This is a genomic window from Frigoribacterium sp. AP1, assembly GCF_056680555.1.
On the sequence record NZ_CM155288.1, the window covers coordinates 3,206,769 to 3,224,203 of the forward strand.

Annotated in this window: 19 protein-coding genes; 2 read left to right on the forward strand and 17 right to left on the reverse strand. The window is 68.6% G+C overall.

Annotation, left to right across the window (positions count from 1 at the left end):
- Positions 1-24: 24 nt before the first annotated feature.
- The 8 genes from era to hrcA all read right to left on the reverse strand — a co-directional run bounded on the left by era (position 25) and on the right by hrcA (position 7,318).
- Positions 25-963 (reverse strand): GTPase Era, encoded by a 939-nt coding sequence (gene era, locus AC1MBW_RS15175; protein WP_480024981.1) that lies wholly within the window; start codon positions 961-963, stop codon positions 25-27.
- A 61-nt stretch (positions 964-1,024) separates the two neighbouring features.
- Entirely contained in the window at positions 1,025-2,323 is a 1,299-nt protein-coding gene (locus tag AC1MBW_RS15180; protein WP_480026129.1) for a hemolysin family protein, read from the reverse strand.
- A 7-nt stretch (positions 2,324-2,330) separates the two neighbouring features.
- Entirely contained in the window at positions 2,331-2,792 is a 462-nt protein-coding gene (ybeY, locus tag AC1MBW_RS15185; RefSeq protein WP_054146222.1) for an rRNA maturation RNase YbeY, read from the reverse strand.
- The gene (locus AC1MBW_RS15190; RefSeq protein WP_480024982.1) at positions 2,789-3,904 is read right to left on the reverse strand and encodes a PhoH family protein; all 1,116 of its coding nucleotides are present in this window, start codon (positions 3,902-3,904) and stop codon (positions 2,789-2,791) included. Before AC1MBW_RS15190 ends, ybeY begins: the two co-directional genes overlap by 4 nt.
- Positions 3,894-4,271 (reverse strand): histidine triad nucleotide-binding protein, encoded by a 378-nt coding sequence (locus AC1MBW_RS15195; protein ID WP_480024983.1) that lies wholly within the window; start codon positions 4,269-4,271, stop codon positions 3,894-3,896. The genes AC1MBW_RS15190 and AC1MBW_RS15195 overlap by 11 nt, the downstream gene beginning before the upstream one ends.
- Positions 4,272-4,321: 50 nt before the next feature.
- Positions 4,322-5,065, reverse strand: a complete 744-nt coding sequence (locus tag AC1MBW_RS15200; protein WP_480024984.1) for a 16S rRNA (uracil(1498)-N(3))-methyltransferase — start codon at positions 5,063-5,065, stop codon at positions 4,322-4,324.
- 2 nt (positions 5,066-5,067) lie between these two features.
- Positions 5,068-6,186, reverse strand: a complete 1,119-nt coding sequence (dnaJ, locus tag AC1MBW_RS15205) for a molecular chaperone DnaJ (protein WP_054146219.1) — start codon at positions 6,184-6,186, stop codon at positions 5,068-5,070.
- A gap of 109 nt (positions 6,187-6,295) precedes the next feature.
- The gene (gene hrcA / locus AC1MBW_RS15210; protein ID WP_480024985.1) at positions 6,296-7,318 is read right to left on the reverse strand and encodes a heat-inducible transcriptional repressor HrcA; all 1,023 of its coding nucleotides are present in this window, start codon (positions 7,316-7,318) and stop codon (positions 6,296-6,298) included.
- A gap of 180 nt (positions 7,319-7,498) precedes the next feature.
- Here hrcA and AC1MBW_RS15215 point away from each other — a divergent pair, with 180 nt between their 5' ends.
- Positions 7,499-7,984 carry a DUF4870 domain-containing protein gene (locus AC1MBW_RS15215; RefSeq protein WP_480024986.1) on the forward strand — a complete coding sequence of 162 codons (486 nt, stop codon included), beginning with the start codon at positions 7,499-7,501 and terminating at the stop codon, positions 7,982-7,984.
- A 123-nt stretch (positions 7,985-8,107) separates the two neighbouring features.
- Here the strand turns inward: AC1MBW_RS15215 and hemW are convergent, their stop codons facing one another.
- The 9 genes from hemW to AC1MBW_RS15260 form a co-directional block, all read right to left on the reverse strand.
- A complete protein-coding gene (gene hemW, locus AC1MBW_RS15220; protein ID WP_480024987.1) occupies positions 8,108-9,334 on the reverse strand; it encodes a radical SAM family heme chaperone HemW in 1,227 nt (408 codons plus the stop codon).
- A gap of 2 nt (positions 9,335-9,336) precedes the next feature.
- Entirely contained in the window at positions 9,337-10,110 is a 774-nt protein-coding gene (locus AC1MBW_RS15225) for a DUF1990 family protein (RefSeq protein WP_480024988.1), read from the reverse strand.
- Positions 10,111-10,248: 138 nt separating this feature from the next.
- Positions 10,249-10,458, reverse strand: coding sequence for a hypothetical protein (locus AC1MBW_RS15230; protein WP_480024989.1), 210 nt, complete (start codon positions 10,456-10,458; stop codon positions 10,249-10,251).
- A 1,295-nt stretch (positions 10,459-11,753) separates the two neighbouring features.
- Complete coding sequence (locus AC1MBW_RS15235; RefSeq protein WP_480024990.1) at positions 11,754-11,888, reverse strand: hypothetical protein; 135 nt, start codon at positions 11,886-11,888, stop codon at positions 11,754-11,756.
- Positions 11,885-12,217, reverse strand: coding sequence for a hypothetical protein (locus AC1MBW_RS15240; RefSeq protein WP_480024991.1), 333 nt, complete (start codon positions 12,215-12,217; stop codon positions 11,885-11,887). Before AC1MBW_RS15240 ends, AC1MBW_RS15235 begins: the two co-directional genes overlap by 4 nt.
- A gap of 571 nt (positions 12,218-12,788) precedes the next feature.
- Positions 12,789-13,070, reverse strand: a complete 282-nt coding sequence (locus AC1MBW_RS15245) for a recombinase family protein (RefSeq protein WP_480024992.1) — start codon at positions 13,068-13,070, stop codon at positions 12,789-12,791.
- 161 nt (positions 13,071-13,231) lie between these two features.
- On the reverse strand, positions 13,232-15,082 hold the full coding sequence (gene lepA / locus AC1MBW_RS15250; RefSeq protein ID WP_480024993.1) for a translation elongation factor 4: 1,851 nt from the start codon (positions 15,080-15,082) through the stop codon (positions 13,232-13,234).
- A 265-nt stretch (positions 15,083-15,347) separates the two neighbouring features.
- Positions 15,348-15,656 (reverse strand): DUF4190 domain-containing protein, encoded by a 309-nt coding sequence (locus AC1MBW_RS15255; protein WP_480024994.1) that lies wholly within the window; start codon positions 15,654-15,656, stop codon positions 15,348-15,350.
- 54 nt (positions 15,657-15,710) lie between these two features.
- On the reverse strand, positions 15,711-16,862 hold the full coding sequence (locus AC1MBW_RS15260; RefSeq protein ID WP_480024995.1) for a pyridoxal phosphate-dependent aminotransferase: 1,152 nt from the start codon (positions 16,860-16,862) through the stop codon (positions 15,711-15,713).
- A gap of 244 nt (positions 16,863-17,106) precedes the next feature.
- Between AC1MBW_RS15260 and rpsT the strand changes: the two genes are divergently transcribed.
- On the forward strand, positions 17,107-17,367 hold the full coding sequence (gene rpsT, locus AC1MBW_RS15265; RefSeq protein ID WP_043596189.1) for a 30S ribosomal protein S20: 261 nt from the start codon (positions 17,107-17,109) through the stop codon (positions 17,365-17,367).
- Positions 17,368-17,435 lie beyond the last annotated feature (68 nt).

Genomic DNA, 17,435 nt, shown 5'->3' on the forward strand with positions numbered 1-17,435 from the left:
GAGGCCGGTCGACGGTGAGACGGGTCAGAACCCCAGCCGACCGAGCTGCTTCGGGTCGCGCTGCCAGTCCTTCGCGACCTTCACGCGGATCGACAAGAACACCTGCTTGCCGACGAGCGGCTCGATCTGCGCCCGGGCACGCTCGCCGACCTCGCGCAGTCGCTGACCGGCCTTGCCGATGACGATGGCCTTCTGGCTGTCGCGCTCGACGAACAGGTTCGCGTAGATCTCGAGGAGGTCCTTGTCGTCACGCTCGACCATGTCGTCGATCGTGACGGCGAGCGAGTGCGGCAGCTCGTCTTGCACGCCCTCGAGCGCGGCCTCGCGGACGTACTCGGCCACCCGGTCGGTCAGACCTTCTTCGGTCACCGCGTCGGACGGGTAGAGAGGCTGCGACACCGGCATGAGCTTGATGAGCTCGGCGGTGAGGACGTCGAGCTGCACGTCGCTGACGGCCGACAACGGGATGATGGCCTCCCAGTCGCGCAGCCGGCTGACCGCGAGCAGCTGCTCGGCGACCGCGGGCCGCGACGTCGCGTCGGTCTTGGTGACGATCGCGACCTTCTTGGCCCTCGGGTACTGGTCGAGCTGCTCGTTGATGAACCGGTCGCCCGGGCCCAGCTTCTCGTCGGCCGGCACGCAGAACCCGATCACGTCGACGTCGCCGAGCGTGGTCTGGACGATGTCGTTGAGCCGCTCGCCGAGCAGCGTCCGCGGACGGTGCATGCCCGGGGTGTCGACCAGGACCAGCTGACCGGACGCTTGGTGCACGATGCCGCGGATGGCCCGGCGGGTCGTCTGCGGCTTCGACGAGGTGATGGCCACCTTCTGGCCCACCAGGGCGTTGGTCAGCGTCGACTTGCCGACGTTGGGCCGCCCGACGAACGAGACGAACCCGGCTCGGTAGGTCGACCCCCGAGGAGGCGCGGCCGAGGGGGTGAGGTCGTCTCCGGTGGTCGACATGGGGGCCTTTCGTGAACGTGGTGGAACGGGTGGGAGGTGGCGGGTCGCGACGACCCGGCGCTCAGTCGTCTTGAGCGGCGTCGGCGAACGCGGCCTGGGCGTCCGCGAGGTCGGCATCACGCTCGACCAGGACGGTCTGCAGATCGTGACGACGACCCTCGGTGCGATCGGCCGTGAGGACGAGGCCCGACACGCGGACGACCGACCCCTGCTCGGGCAGTCGCCCCAGGACCTTGGTGAGCAGACCGCCCACCGAGTCCACATCGTCGTCGTCGAGCTCGAGGCCGAAGAGGTCGCCGAGCTCGTCGACGGGGAGACGGGCACTCACCCGGAAGACCCCCGCGGATACCTCGCGCTGCGGGGCGACCTCGCGGTCGTACTCGTCGCTGATGTCGCCGACGAGTTCTTCGATGAGGTCCTCGAGCGTGACGAGGCCGGCGATGCCGCCGTACTCGTCGACGACCATCGCGAGGTGGTTCTTGTCGAGCTGCATCTGTCGCAGCGCGTCGTCGGCCTTCTTGGACTCGGGCACGAAGACCGCCGGGCGGGCGAGCGTCGTGACGGGAGCCGAGTCGTCGCCGCTGTGCTCGTGCAACCGTCGGGCGAGGTCGCGCAGGTACACGATGCCGACCACGTCGTCCGAATCGCGGCCGACGACGGGCACCCGGGACACGCCCCTGCCGAGGAAGAGGCTCATCGCCGATCCGACCGAGGCGGTGGCGTCGAGGGTGACCATGTCGGTGCGGGGCACCATGACCTCGCGGACCACGGTGTCGCTGAACTCGAAGATCGAGTGGATGAGCTCGCGGTCGTCCTCTTCGAGGACGTCGAGCTCGGTCGCCTCGTCGACCATGCTGAGCAACTGCTCTTCGGACGAGAACGACGCACTGCGCGGACGGCCGGGGGTCACCCGGTTGCCGACGGCCACCAGGGCGTCGGCCAGCGGCCCGAGGACGACCCGGACGAACCGCACGAGCCCCGAGGTGAGCCGCACGAGACCACGGGCGTGGGCGCGACCGACGCTGCGCGGGCTGGAGCCGACGAGGACGAAGGACACGACCGTCATGATGAGCGCCGAGAGCAGCAGGGCCAGCCACCAGGGCTCGACCGAGAACGCGAACGACAACGACACGAGGACGGCCGCCGACGTCTCGGCCAGGATGCGCACGAAGTTGACGGCGTTGACGTGTGCCCCGACGTCGGCCGCGATGGCGGTCAGCGCGGTCGCGTGACGCGGATCGTCGTCGGCCTCGTCGAGGAGGTCCTGGCGGCTGAGCACACCGAGGGCCGAGTCGGCCGCGGCCAGCAGGCCGCCGAAGACCACCAGGAAGACCGCCACGACGACGAAGACCGTGACCATCACCGCGTCACCTGCTCGTGTCGGCCGCGGCGAAGGCCGCGAGGATCTCGCGCTGAAGACCGAACATCTCGCGCTCGTCGTCGGGCTCGGCGTGGTCGAACCCGAGGAGGTGCAGGATGCCGTGGCAGGTGAGCAGCAGCATCTCGTCGAGAGGGGTGTGCCCCGCCGTGGCCGCCTGGGCGACGGCCACCTGCGGACACACGACGATGTCGCCGAGCAGGCCGGCCGGCGTCGGCTCGTCCTCGGTGCCCGGACGCAGTTCGTCCATCGGGAAGCTCAGGACGTCGGTCGGGCCGGGTTCGTCCATCCACTGGACGTGGAGTTGCTCCATCGCGGCCTCGTCGACGAAGACGATCGCGAGCTCGGCCTCGGGGTGCACGTGCATCTGGTCGAGGGCGAAGGTGGCCAGACGTTGGACCGTGGCCTCGTCGACCTCGACGGCGGATTCGTTGGCGACCTCGATGCTCACCGGGTTCCTCTCTTGGGCAGGCGGTCGCGGGCGTCGGCCCGCCGCTCGGCGCGGTTGCCCGACTCGGTCTGTTCGTGTGCCGCCTCGTGACGGCGGTGCTGCTGGGCCTGACGCTCGGCGTCGTAGGTCGTGTACGCGTCGACGATGCGGCCGACGAGCGTGTGCCGCACGACGTCGTCGCTGGTGAGACGGGCGAAGTGGATGTCGTCGATGCCGCCGAGCACCGTCGTGACGAGCTGGAGGCCGCTGGCCCCGGTGGGCAGGTCGACCTGGGTGACGTCGCCCGTCACGACCATGCGCGAACCGAAGCCGAGACGGGTGAGGAACATCTTCATCTGCTCGGGCGTCGTGTTCTGCGCCTCGTCGAGGACGACGAAGGCGTCGTTGAGGGTGCGACCGCGCATGTAGGCGAGAGGGGCCACCTCGACGGTGCCGGCCGCGAGCAGCTTGGGCACGATCTCGGGGTCCATCATCTCGTTGAGCGCGTCGTAGAGCGGGCGGAGGTACGGGTCGATCTTGTCGGTGAGCGTGCCCGGCAGGAACCCCAGCCGCTCGCCGGCCTCGACCGCGGGACGCGTCAGGATGATCCGCTGGACCTCGCGGCGCTGCAGCGCCTGGACGGCCTTGGCCATGGCCAGGTAGGTCTTGCCCGTACCGGCCGGACCGATGCCGAACGTGATGGTGTGCTGGTCGATCGCGTCGACGTACTCTTTCTGACCCGGGGTCTTCGCCCGGACGCCCTTGCCGCGGCTGGTGACGATGGGCTGACCGAAGACCTCGGACGGGCTGCCCTGCCCCGAGTCGAGCAGACGGGCCGACGTCGCGACCTCGGCCGGGCCGAGGTCGTGGCCGCCCCGGACCATCGAGACGAGCTCGTCGACGAGCCCCTCGGCCCGGTCGACGGCGGACGAGGGCCCCTCGAGGGTGACCTCGTTGCCGCGCACGAGCACGCGGACCTCGGGGTACTGCTTCTCGACCGCACGGAGCAGGCGGTCTTGCGGGCCCAGCAGCTGGACCATGGCGACGCCGTCGACGGTGACGTCGACGCGCCGGACGTCGTCGCCCGTCGTCGGTGTCGAGGGGCCGGTGGCGTTCGTGTCGCTAGTGGGCAAGGGTGCCTTCCTCCAGGGGTCCGCCGAGCACATGGGCGTGCACGTGGAACACGGTCTGCCCGGCGGATGCGCCGGTGTTGAAGATCAAACGGAACTCGGACCCGGAGTGTTCCCCGAACGCCGCCGGGTCGGCCGCGAGCCGGGAGGCGGTCGCCACCAGCTCGGCGAGCAGCGCCGGGTCGCCCGCGGCGAGTTCGACGACGTCGCGGTACGCCTGGGTCTTGGGCACCACGAGCAGGTGGACGGGTGCCCGGGGCGCGATGTCGCGGAAGGCGATCACCGTGTCGCTCTCGAACACGATGTCGGCGGGGATCTCGCGCGCGACGATGCGGCTGAAGACGGTGGGCTCGTCGGAGTTCTCGGACATGCTGCCCATCGTAGCGACGACCGCCGACACGGCCCCCGGGGGCGTCGAGGTCACCAGCGGCCGAGACGTGCGCTCAGGACGGAGAGCGCGGCGGGGCCGGCCGTGGAGGTGCGCAGGACGGCGTCCCCGAGGCGCACGGCGCGGGCACCCGCCTCGGCGAGCTGCTGCAGTTCGGCGGGCGACACCCCGCCCTCGGGACCGACGACCACGACGACGCGGTCGGGCACCGCGCCTCCTGCGGTCAGGTCGACCGCCGTCAGCGCCTGCTCGGCAGACGGCTCGAGCACGAGCACGAGATCGCGGGAGGCGCGCTCGGCCAGCAGCCGCGTCGTCGCGAGCCCGGACACCTCGGGTGCCCACGGACGGATGGACTGCTTGGTCGCCTCGCGCACGATCGTCGACCAGCGGGTGAGCCCCTTGGCGACCTTGGGGCCCTCCCACCGGGAGATGCTGCGGGCCGCGGCCCACGGCACGATCTCGTCGACGCCGAGCTCGGTCGCGGCCTGCACCGCGAGCTCGTCGCGGTCGCCCTTGGCGAGGGCCTGGGCGAGGACCAGCCGCGTCGTCGGCGGCTCGTGCCGCACCACCCGCGTCGAGAGCAGCACCAAGCGCTCGGGAGCCGCCTCGGTCACCTCGCCCTGGACGACCAAGCCCCGACCGTTGCCGAGGGTGAGTGCCTCGCCCACCCGCACGCGGCTGACCGTGACCGCGTGCCGGGCCTCGGAACCGGTCAGCGCGACGGTCCCGCCGACGTCGGCGACGACCAGGTCGTCGACCAGGTAGAAGTGCGCCACGATCAGAAGTTCAGGAAGCGGTCGCGCAACTTGCCGAAGAGGCCCTGTTGGAAGTGCGACAACTCGGGAGCCGGGGAGCGCCGACCGGAGGCGAACTTCTCGATCAGCTCGCGCTCCTTGTGGCTGAGCTTGGTCGGGGTGACCACCTGGACGCCGATCTTGAGGTCGCCGCGACCCGTTCCGCGCAGACGCGTGATCCCGCGGTCCTTCACGGTGATGATGTCGGCGCTCTGGGTGCCGGGCCTGATCTCGACCTCGATCTCGCCGTCGAGCCCGGTGAGCGTCGTCGACGTGCCGAGGATGGCGTCGGCCATCTGCACCTCGAGCGTCGCCAGCAGGTCGTCGCCGTTGCGGCTGTACGTGTCGTGGTGGCGCACCTTGACCTCGAGGTAGAGGTCGCCGTTCGGGCCGCCGGCCTGGCCGACCTCGCCCTGGCCGGGCAGTTGGAGCCTGAGGCCCGTGTCGACGCCCGCGGGGATGTCGATGGGGATCGAGCGACGGGCCCGCACGCGGCCCTGCCCCTGGCAGGTCGGGCAGGGGTTGGGGATGACGGTGCCGTAGCCCCGGCAGGTGCCGCACGGGCTCGACGTCATGACGTTGCCGAGCAGGGAGCGCACGGTGCGCTGGATCTGGCCGGAGCCACCGCAGATGTCGCAGGTCTGCGGCGACGTGCCGGGCGCGCAGCACGAGCCGCTGCACGTGTCGCAGAGGACGGCCGTGTCGACCTCGATGTCGCGCTGGGTGCCGAAGACGATGTCCTCGAGGTCGACCTCGAGGCGCAGCAGGGCGTCCTGCCCTCGCTCGCGTCGCGATCGCGGGCCCTGGCGCTGACCCTGGCCACCCCCGCCGCCGAAGAACGCGTCGAAGATGTCGCCGAAGCCGGCGGCCCCGCCTCCCCCACCGCCACCGAAACCGGGCTGCGGGCCGAGGTCGTACCGTTCGCGCTGCTGCGGATCGCTGAGCACGTCGTAGGCGTGCGTGACGTCCTTGAAGCGTTCGGACGCCTCGGGGCTGGGGTTGACGTCGGGGTGCAGCTCGCGGGCGAGCTTGCGGTACGCCTTCTTGATCTCTTCCGGGGTCGCCTGACGGTCGACTCCGAGGACGTCGTAATGATCTGCCACTGGTTCTCGTCTGCCTCTGGTGTGGTGTGGTGGTCTTCCCGGCGGGGCCGGGCCCGGCGGGCCGGGACGGGGATGGGGGTCGTGGGACGGCCGGGGCCGTCGGCGTCGGCTACCGTTCGGCGAGCAGCGACGACAGGTAGCGGGCGACGGCACGCACCGCCGCCATGTTGGTCGAGTAGTCCATGCGCATGGGCCCGAGGACGCCGAGCCTCGCGATCTCGCTGCCTTGCGTCGAGTATCCGCTGGCCAGCACCGACGCCTGCGACAACCCGAACGAGGCGTTCTCACGCCCGATGCTCGCGGCCACGTCGACGGCGTCGAGTTGCATCTCGCCGAACAACCGCAGCAGGGCGACCTGCTCTTCGATCGCCTCGAGCACCGGGAAGAGGTCGCCGCTGAAGTCGTCGCCCGTGCGCACCAGGTTCGCGGCACCGGCCATGACGAGGCGGTCCTGGCGTCCGGCGGCGATCTGCTCGGTGAGGCTCGCGACGACGACGCCGACGACCGCCGCGAGGTCGGGGCGGAAGCGCGTCGGCAGGTCGGTGAGGGCCGTGGAGGCCTCGCCCAGGGGCCGTCCGTCGACCGCGGCGTTGATGGCGGCCCGCAGCTCGGACAGGAAGGACTCGTCGACGGTGGTGCGGATGTCGACGACCCGCTGCTCGACCTGGCCGCTGTCGGTGATGAGCACCGTCATGACGCGGCCGTCGCCCAGGCTGACCAGCTCGACGTGACGCACGCGGGCCCGGGAGAAGGTGGGGTACTGCACCAGCGCCACCTGGTTGGTGAGCTGCGACAGCAGACGGACCGTCCGCCCCAGCACCTCGTCGAGGTCGGTGGAGTCGCCGAGGAAGGTCTCGATGGCCTGACGCTGGGCGGCGCTGAGCGGTCGCAGGTCGGCGAGCTGGTTGACGAAGAGCCGGTAGCCCTTGTCGGTCGGCACGCGACCCGACGAGGTGTGCGGGGCCGCGATGAGCTCTTCTTCTTCGAGCAGCGCCATGTCGTTGCGGATCGTCGCCGCCGAGACGCCGAACTGGTGTCGCTCGACGATGGACTTGGACCCCACCGGCTCGCGGGACGCGACGTAGTCGTGCACGATGACGCGCAGCACTTCGAGACCGCGTTCGGAGACCATGACGCACCTCTCTTCGCTCGACGCCCCCCGGGTCGTCCGCACGCCGGGCGACCGGGCCTGGCACTCGACGTGCCGGACTGCCAATCGTACGACACCTCCGTCGCGAGGCCTACTCGCGCCGCGCCCGGCTGCCCTAGGGTGGCGGGGACATCCGCAGGACACTCACGAACAGGTGCAGCCATGACCGAGACCCCTCCCGCCCAGCCGAACGGCCCGCAGAACGGTCAGCCCGGCCAGCCCTACGGCCAAGGCCAGCAGCCCGGGCAGCCCTACGGCCAGGGCCAGCAGCCCGGCGTCGGCTACGGTCAGCAGCCTGGCTACCAGCAACAGCCCGTCCAGCCGATGCGCCCCGAGGACGAGAAGCTCTGGGCCACGCTCATCCACCTCGGCGGCATCATCTTCGCGTTCGTCCCGGCTCTCGTGGGCTACCTCGTGCTGAAGGACCGCGGCCCGTTCATCCGGGAGCACACCAAGACGGCTCTGAACTTCCAGATCACCATGGCCATCGTCTACGTGATCTCGGCGATCCTGACGGTCATCGTCATCGGCGGCGTACTCGCACTCGTCGCCGGCATCCTCGTCGTCATCTTCTCGATCATCGCCGCCGTCGCGGCCAACAAGGGCCAGTGGTACAAGTACCCGCTGACCATCGAGTTCATCAAGTAGACGGTCGACCGGCCCGGACGGGCACGACGCGAGGCGCGACTCCCCCGGGAGCCGCGCCTCCTGCGTTCCCGGCCCGCGCCTCCTCGGTCCACCGTGCGCGAAGCGCAGGAGGAGGGCACGCGGTCAGTCGGGCAGCAGGCGCCGCACGACGGCGTCGGCCATCAGGCGACCCTCGCGGGTGAGCACCACGCGACCCTGCAGGGCCGGGCGCCCCTCGACCCAGCCGTCGGCGATGAGTCCGGCGACCGCCTGGCGACCGTCGTCGTCGAGCTCGGTGGTCGGCAGCCCCTCGCGGATGCGCACCCCGAGCAGGACGCGCTCGACCCGACGGGTCTCGTCGTCGAGGGTCTCGCGCCCCGCGGCCGGCGACTCACCCGCGGCCATGCGCTGCTGATAGGCGGCCGGGTGCTTGACGTTCCACCAGCGGACGCCACCGACGTGACTGTGCGCGCCCGGGCCGACGCCCCACCAGTCGTGGCCCTGCCAGTAGGCCAGGTTGTGGCGGGAGCGGTGCTCGACGCCACGCGACCAGTTGCTGACCTCGTACCAGTCGTACCCCGCCGCGGCGAGCCGGTCGTCCGCGATCTCGTACATGTCGGCCGCCGTGTCGTCGTCGGGCATGGGGACCTCGCCGCGCTTGATCTGGCGGGCGAGCTTCGTGCCGTCCTCGACGATCAGCGAGTAGGCCGAGAGGTGGTCGGGCTGCTGCTCGAGGGCGACGTCGAGCGAACGCCTCCAGTCGTCGAGGGTCTCGCCGGGCGTGCCGTAGATGAGGTCGAGGCTGACGTCGAGCCCGGCGTCGCGCGCCCAGCGCACCACGAACGGGATGCGCTCGGGATCGTGCGTGCGCTCGAGGGTGGCGAGCACGCTCGGCACGGCCGACTGCATGCCGAAGCTGACGCGCGTGAAACCGGCGTCGGCGAGCTGCTGCAGGTACGCGGCGTCGACCGAGTCGGGGTTCGCCTCGGTCGTCACCTCGGCACCCGGCTCGAGACCCCAGGTGTCGACCATCGCGTGCAGCATCGACGTGAGGTCGCCCGAGGGCAGCATCGTCGGGGTGCCCCCGCCGAAGAACACCGAGGAGGCGCGGCGCGGCGGCAGCCCCGCCTCGCGCAGCACCCGGCCCCCGAGCTCGATCTCGGCGACGGCCTGCCCGGCGTAGTCGTCCCGGCGCGCGCCCCGCAGTTCGTCGCCCGTGTACGTGTTGAAGTCGCAGTACCCGCAGCGCACACGGCAGAACGGGACGTGCAGGTAGACCCCGAAGTTGCGGTCGTCCGCGCCGACCGCGACGGTCTCGGGCAGGCGTCCGTCGACGGGGGCGGGATCGCCGAGGGGAAGGGCTCCGGGCACCGTCAGGCGCCGGTTCCCGAGGCGTCGCCGCGCGGGCCGGTCGGGGGCCGGTCGTCACCGCGGGGATCGCCGACCCCGGCCTCGGTGTCCTCGACGACGACGACCTCGTCGGTCTGCTCGCCCTTGTCGTTGAGGCTCAGGGCCCGCAGGTACCGCTTCGTGTACTGCGCCTGCGTGCGTCGCAGGAAGGGTGCCACGAGGCGCCACTTCGCGCTCGACGGCTTCGAGAACGACCGGATGGAGAGCCAGACCGAACCGTCGTCGGTCTGGTCGACGATCCAGGACTCCTCGCCGCTCTCGGGGTGGCCGTCGAGGGTTCCGTACGCGAAGCCCTTGCGCTTCGGTTCGTCGATGACGTAGACGACGCGGACCGGCGCCTCGACCGTGCGCCCGTAGGCCTCGATGCTGAGCGTGGCCGTCGTGCCCGCCGTGAGGAGGGGCGTGCCGTCGGGCGAGTACCGCGACTCGTCCCGCGCGGCCGCCCACCCGGCCGCGTCGACCGGTTGCCCGTGCTCGTCGAACTGGACGGGCGTGTACTCGCTCTCGTCGGCCGGCGGCACGCTGTCGACCCGGACACGGATGCCGCTGCGCTCCTGGATCTGCCAGGTCATCGTGGCGATCCAGGCCGCGGCGAAGCGGGCGTCGCCGTGGCCGACGCGGGCCCGGTACTCGGCCGGCTTGAAGCCCTTCGGCGGGTACTGCATGAGGTCGGGGGCCTGCGTCGCCCCGACCTCGCCGTAGGTCGTGCGGGTCTCGGTGTGGGTGGCTCGACGCATGCGCCCTACTTCTTGTCTTTCTTCTCGACGTCACCGGAAGTAAAATTGGGTGCATAAACATCGACAAGCATCTGTACAGACTACCTGGCCTTGAAAACCCCACCCGGAGGCCGGTCCGGGTGGGGTTCCTGGACGCGCCTAGAGAGCTTCCCTAAGGATGTCCTTTGCCATCGTGTCCGAGACTCGGTAAGTCCTCGTCACGATCACGTCGGCGTAGGGCTCATTCTTCATGTCCGGGTCGAAATTGAACTCGACTTCCAGGAACTGAGCGAGAGCCTGGTCAGCTTGCTTCTTCATTGCTTCCGCTGCCCTCTCGTGATCCAAGGGGTAGCCGCCGATCTGATCCACTTGTCCTCCGTCCGGGCACCTGCGTCGGTGCCGCGCACGGATACTAGGTCAGAAGTCCGGTCGGCGTGGGAAACCTCGCTTAGCGGGGGCGTGAGCGGGGTTCGGGGTCAGACTATTCGGGGTGCTTCGGCAGCTTGTCCGCGTCCCTCTTGAGTGCGTCCAACTCGTCATCCGTGAGGACGGTAGTTCGAAGCTGCGCCTGAAGCTGCTCGACAGCCGCGATGAGCTTGGACGAGTTGCCATTAATGTTCTTGAAAGTGAATCACATCCCAAACGATCGATATTTCAAGGCCAACCGAGAAGGTCCCCGCGGAAAACCGCGGGGACCTTCTCATTTATTAGCTAGCTGCCGTCTCGCCTGAACGTGTCGTAGAGGCGGGCCATCCCTGGAATGAGTGGGATTACCCCCTCCAACCCCCAGGAAACACGCCGGGGAGCAGGTGCAGCGTGTGTGGCACAGTGGCTACACTGAGCGGGACTGGTGATGTGAATCTCGATGCGGTCCAGCACGGGACTTCCTTTACTGTCATCGGTTCCGGGGCGGCAACCCCAGTTCCTATGCGCAACCCCTCGGCCTGATGGTCGGGGGGTTTTCGCCTCTACACCACGGTAGGTCGCGGGACTGGTATTCGCACCATCCGGCGCGCCGTGTCGTGTGACGATCAGGGAAACGACCCTCATCTGTCGGTTGAGGGTTACATGCGGTGGCGAGGGAAATCGAAAACGCCCCCACCATTCCTGGTGAGGGCGTTCCAACCGCTTAGCTGAGCATGCCCAGCCGGTCCAGCGCGGAGTAGACGAGTAACACCGTCTGTCCGATCCACCGCACGATTCTAAGTACGGTAAAAATTACGGCTCGCCGTTCGTGGATTTCTCCACAGATGTGGTTGGCAGGATTGCTCATCCTGCTACTCTGGAACATGCACCCACGGGTGCAGGGTTGCCGATAGACAGTCATGTCCATCCAATCCGATTGCGGTCAACGATCCGCCCTGGTAAGTAGCTCGTTGACCTGAATGATCGAAAGCCTCATTTGACGCTAGTCATTTGGGGCTTTCGGCTTGTAGGTCGAGTCTACCGGCGAAGCGTGACATCAGGGGGCACAACTAGATGCGGTGTCCAAATAGGGGCTAGACCAAGTCATCAGTGTGGGGGCCAACTAGGCTTACTTATCCACAGCTAAAGCCCCGTATTTACGGGGTTCTGGTCGATCTACCTGATAGTTTGCCTACAGCAAATATCAGGGCATGCCTGCCTTTTGTCTGCCTGTAGAGGTAGATACCCGAAGCCCAACTTCACACTATGAATTCGACAATGATTCTCGAATTGCCTTTCCATTTCGCTGGAAGCTTCGGAAGCAATTGCAGCTTCATGATCGAGCGGACAACCTCGCGGCGCTGCTCGATGGGGAGTCCGTGCCAGTACTTCATGAAGCGTTCTTTGACCGCCGCGTTCTCCTCGTGGCCATGTCACCGGCGACGACGCTCGACGTGATCTGGTCGAGAAGCTGCGTTCCTGCTTGTGCGGAGCACTCCCTCTCAAGCTCCGACTCAGCCTCTGAGATTTGAGGCCCGAGGTCGGCCAGGTCGGTGGCGACCTTGGATAGGTCCGCGCCCTCCATCGTGGCTATAGTCTGAACAACTCCACGCTTCCGCCGAAGCTCTGCCAGGTCTCGGACGAGGTTCGCAATCCGCGGGGTCTCGACCGGGGCACCCTTGGCCGCGCGCGAGGCCATGAGGATGTACACGTTCAAGTCCACGTAGGCATCCGCCTCGGCCTGACTGATGTAGCTGTGCGACCCCAACCCCGGCGTCCGGCTCAGCTTGCACCGATAGGTCTCGTACCTATATTTGGGTCCGGACGAGATGACGGCCCGTTGCATGGTCCCACCGCACGGGCACGTCAGGATGCTTCTCAGAAGATGAGTCACCTTTGGTCCGTGCTTTGGTACACGGGACGGGTCGGCCAAGATCGCGAGCAGGGTATCTCGATCCTCTCGACTCACGATGGCGGGAAGGTTGGACGGTCGCTCCACACCCTTACTCACGAGAATGCCCGCTACCCCTGGACGGGTCAGGTTCGCCCGCACGTTATTCGTGTTCCAAAGCCCACTAGCCGGTGCGTCTCGGTCTTTCCATTCGAGACCGGCTCGGGAAGTGCGGAGGCCCAGGGCGTTCCAGGTTTTGGCAATGCCTTAGAGGGTGGACTCCCCCGCTATGAGCGCGCGGTATGCCTCCCGAATGTGCTTGGTCTCGGACTCGCGGATAGTCATTTTGTCGATTTCGAAACCAAACGGGCGTTGCCCTAGGCGGGGCACACCTTTGGACAGGTCATCCTCGTTGCGGGCTGACTGACGTCGTGTTTTTGATTGCAACCTCTGCCCCGCGAACGAGGTCGAGGATGCCGAGAATGAGGCAAGTGTGTGGGCTCGACGGGTCTTGCACACCCATTGAGAGGTAGTGAATGACGGCACCGGCCTGAGCGCACAACAGGTTCAGGGTGTCGAGTTCGGTGGCCGATCCACGCACGAGACGATCGGGCTCGGTGGCCATGACTACATCTACTTCTCCGGCCGAAATGGCTCCGAGAAGAGCGAGGAATCCAGGCCGCACCTTTTCGCCTTAGTAAGCGGAAATATCGTCATCCTCCAAGACGTGGACAACGGAATAGCCCGCCTCCTGCGCTTTCGCGCGGAGACGGGCTACCTGATTCGCTACCTTGTCTACGTCTTCCACGGCTTGCGGGATGCGGGCGTAGAGGGCGGCTCTCTTGTTCATGTCTTCTTTTTAATCTCCGTGTCGCCGCTGAGGGCGGCGATGAAGGCCTCTTGGGGCACGTCGACCCGACCGATGGTCTTCATGCGCTTCTTGCCCTCTTTCTGCTTCTCGAGCAGCTTGCGCTTGCGCGAGATGTCGCCGCCGTAGCACTTGGCCAGGACGTCCTTGCGCATGGCGCGGATGCTCTCGCGGGCGATGATCCGGGCACCGATGGCGGCCTGGATGGGCACCTCGAACTGCTGCCTCGGGATGAGCTCGCGCAGCCGGCCCGTCATGAGGACCCCGTAGGCGTAGGCCTTGTCGCGGTGCACGATCGCGCTGAACGCGTCGACCTGTTCGCCCTGCAGCAGGATGTCGACCTTGACCAGGTCGGCCTCTTGGTCGCCGATCGGTTCGTAGTCGAGGCTGGCGTAGCCCGCCGTCTTCGACTTGAGGCTGTCGAAGAAGTCGAACACGATCTCGCCGAGGGGCATCGCGTAGCGGATCTCGACCCTGTCCTCACCGAGGTACTCCATGCCGAGCAGGGTGCCGCGGCGCTGTTGGCAGAGCTCCATGATCACGCCGACGTAGTCCTTCGGCGCGAGGATGCCCGCCTTGACCATGGGCTCGCTGACGCTGGTGATCTTGCCGCCCGGGAACTCGCTGGGGTTGGTGACCGTGACGGTCTGCCTGTCTTCGGTGGTGACCTCGTAGATGACGCTCGGCGCCGTCGTGATGAGGTCGAGGCCGAACTCACGCTCGAGGCGCTCGGTGACGATCTCGAGGTGCAGCAGGCCGAGGAACCCGCAGCGGAAGCCGAACCCCAGGGCCACCGAGGTCTCGGGCTCGTACACGAGCGCAGCGTCCGACAGCTTGAGCTTGTCGAGGGCCTCGCGCAGGATGGGGTAGTCGCTGCCGTCGATCGGGTAGAGCCCCGAGAAGACCATGGGCAGCGGCTCGGTGTAACCGCTGAGCGCCTCGGTCGCGGGCTTGGCCGCCGTCGTGACGGTGTCGCCCACCTTCGACAGGCGGACGTCCTTCACGCCGGTGATGAGGTAGCCGACCTCGCCGACCGACAGCCCCTGGCTGGGGACGGGCTCGGGCGACGAGACGCCGATCTCGAGGATGTCGTGCGTCGACTTCGTCGACATCATCTGCACCTTCTCGCGAGGGTGCAGGGTGCCGTCGATCATGCGGATGTAGGTGACGACGCCGCGGTAGCTGTCGTAGACCGAGTCGAAGATCATCGCCCGGGGCGGTGCGTCCTTGACGCCGACGGGCGAGGGGATGCGGTCGACCACGCGGTCGAGGAGCTCTTCGACGCCCATGCCGGTCTTGCCGCTGACGCGCAGGACGTCGGCGGGGTCGCCGCCGATCAGGCCCGCCAGCTCGGCGGCGTACTTGTCGGGGTCGGCCGCCGGGAGGTCGATCTTGTTGAGCACCGGGATGATCTCGAGGTCGTTCTCGAGCGCCAGGTAGAGGTTCGCCAGGGTCTGCGCCTCGATGCCCTGGGCCGCGTCGACCAGCAGGATCGCGCCCTCGCAGGCGGCCAGCGAGCGGGATACCTCGTAGCTGAAGTCGACGTGGCCGGGGGTGTCGATCATGTTGAGCGCGAAGGTCTCGCCGTTGCGCTCCCACGGCATGCGCACGGCCTGGCTCTTGATCGTGATGCCGCGCTCGCGCTCGATGTCCATGCGGTCGAGGTACTGGGCACGCATCGCGCGCGACTCGACCACGCCGGTGATGCCGAGCATGCGGTCGGCCAGGGTCGACTTGCCGTGGTCGATGTGCGCGATGATGCAGAAGTTGCGGAGGGACTCGGGCTCGGTCGACGCCGGCTCGAGTGCGCGGGTTGCTTGGGGACTCACACGATCCTCTGGGGGTGGTGGGCGGGGGTACCGCTCGATTCTCCCACGCCCGGGCGACCGAGCGGGCGTCGGGCCGCGCGGGGCCCGCCGGTCGGCTACTCCTGCCTGGTGCCGCGGACGGCACCGCGCCTCCCCGGTCCGCCGCTCGGGCGGCGGCTGCAGGCAGGAGTTGCCGACGCGGACCGGTCGGCGGGACCGCGCGTCAGGCCGCCGAGCCGGGGTCCGGGGCCGAGGGGCTGGGCGGACCAGGCGGCGGGGTCGCAGGTCAGGCGGCGATGCCGGGGAGGAGTGCGATGACGCCCGCGCCTCCGACGACGGCCAGGCCGACGGCGAGGGCGATCAACGTGCCGACGAGCATGACGGTCGACGAGATGATGCCGACGAGCGCCATGGTGCGCCCCTCGGGCTCACGGCGGCGGGACAGGATGCCGAGGACGAGGCCGGCGACTGGCACGACGAAGGTGAAGCCGAAGCCGATCGAGGCGAGGCCGAGGACGAGGCTCCAGACGGCGAGGGGCGAGCGGACGCCGGTGGTGGAGGCGGAGACGGTGGTGTGTACGGGTTGGTTCGTCATGCTCCGAGCCTAGGAAGCCCCTCGAGGCGACCCCAGGGGGCTGACCCCCGGATCTCAGCGGGGGTCGCCCGGCGCCGGCAGCTTGCCGAGCCCGCGGGTGATCACCTCGGGCGACGACGCGAGGCAGACGCGGATCCACCCCTCGCCGCTCCGGCCGAACGCACTGCCCGGTGCGACCGCGACGCGCTCCGACAGCAGGAAGCGCTCGGCCCACCCCGCGACGTCTCCCTGGGTGGCGTGGCTCACGTCGATCCAGAGGTAGAAGGCACCGCTGGGTTCGAGGTACCGGATGCCCCGCTCGGCGAGCAGCGTCGTGGCGAGGTCGAGGTTGCTCCGGTAGTGCTCGCGGGCGTCGGCCACGGGCTGGTGATCCCCCATGACGGCGGCGAGGGCGGCGTGCTGGTCGGGCTCGGCGACGCAACTGATGGCCGCCTCCTGGACCGTGCGCATCGTCTCGGCGAGGCCCTTCGGCGTCACGAGGTAGCCGACCCGTACGCCCGTCATGGCGTAGGTCTTGCTCATCGAGAAGACGCTGAACACCCGGTCGTCGGTGTCGAGCGAGGCGAGGCTGACGTGCTTCGGCCCGTAGGTGAAGTACTCGTAGACCTCGTCGCTGATCACCCAGAGGTCGTGCCTCCGCGCGAAGTCCAGCAGGCGCCGCAACGTCTCTTCGGGGTAGACGACGCCGAGCGGGTTCGACGGGCTGTTGACGATGAGGGCGCGGGTGCGGTCCCCGACGAGGTTCTCGAGCTCGTCGAGGTCGGGGTGGAAGCCGAGGTCGGGTGCCAGCGTGTAGGGCACGGGCACCGCGTCGAGCATGTGGGCGTTCATCGTGAAGGTCGTGTAGCCGGGGTCCGGCACGAGCACCTCGTCACCCGCCGCGAGCAGGAGTCCCATCGTCTGGTGCAACGCCTGCGTCCCGCCGACGGTGACCCAGACCTGCTCGAGGTCCACGTGCACGTCGTTCTCGCGGGCGAGTTTGGCCACGAGCGCCTCGCGCAGGGCGGGGATGCCGCCGTTCGGCGTGTAGTCGGTGCGGTCGTCGGCCCAGGCGCGGCGCGCGGCGTCGGCGATGTGGCGGGCGACGGGCACGTCGGGCTCGCCCACCACGAGCATGTCCACGTCGTCCAGCTGGGCGGCGAGCTCGAACACCCGACGGATCCCGGATGCGGGCACGGTGGTCATGTGGGGCGCGAGCTGGGGCATGATGGCACGGTACTACGCACGACACGGCACGCCGTCGGGCCGACGATCGTTGAGAGTCGGGCCTGCTGCTGGTAACGTTGCCTGTTGGCTTGCGCGTTACGTCTGCAGTGGCGGAACGCGATCGCAGCCGAGAGCCGCTCCGGTGGCCATCACCGGCGGCAGCACCGGGTCCACCGATCAACGTCGGTCGGACGCTCGGCTGGCGCACACCCGTCCGAGACACAGAATCCAGAAAGTAGTTCACGTGGCAAACATCAAGTCGCAGATCAAGCGCATCGGCACCAACAAGAAGGCCCAGGACCGCAACCGCGCGGTCAAGAGCGAGCTCAAGACCGCCGTCCGCGCCACCCGCGAGGCCATCGCCGCCGGCGACAAGGACAAGGCCACCTCGGCTCTGCTCCTCGCGTCGAAGAAGCTCGACAAGGCCGCCAGCAAGGGCGTCATCCACCAGAACCAGGCCGCGAACCGCAAGTCGTCCATCGCGAAGCAGGTCGGCGCCCTCTAGGCTCCCCTCCCCCGAGCCCCCGGGCTCGACGACGAAGGCCCCGTCTCGATCGAGACGGGGCCTTCGTC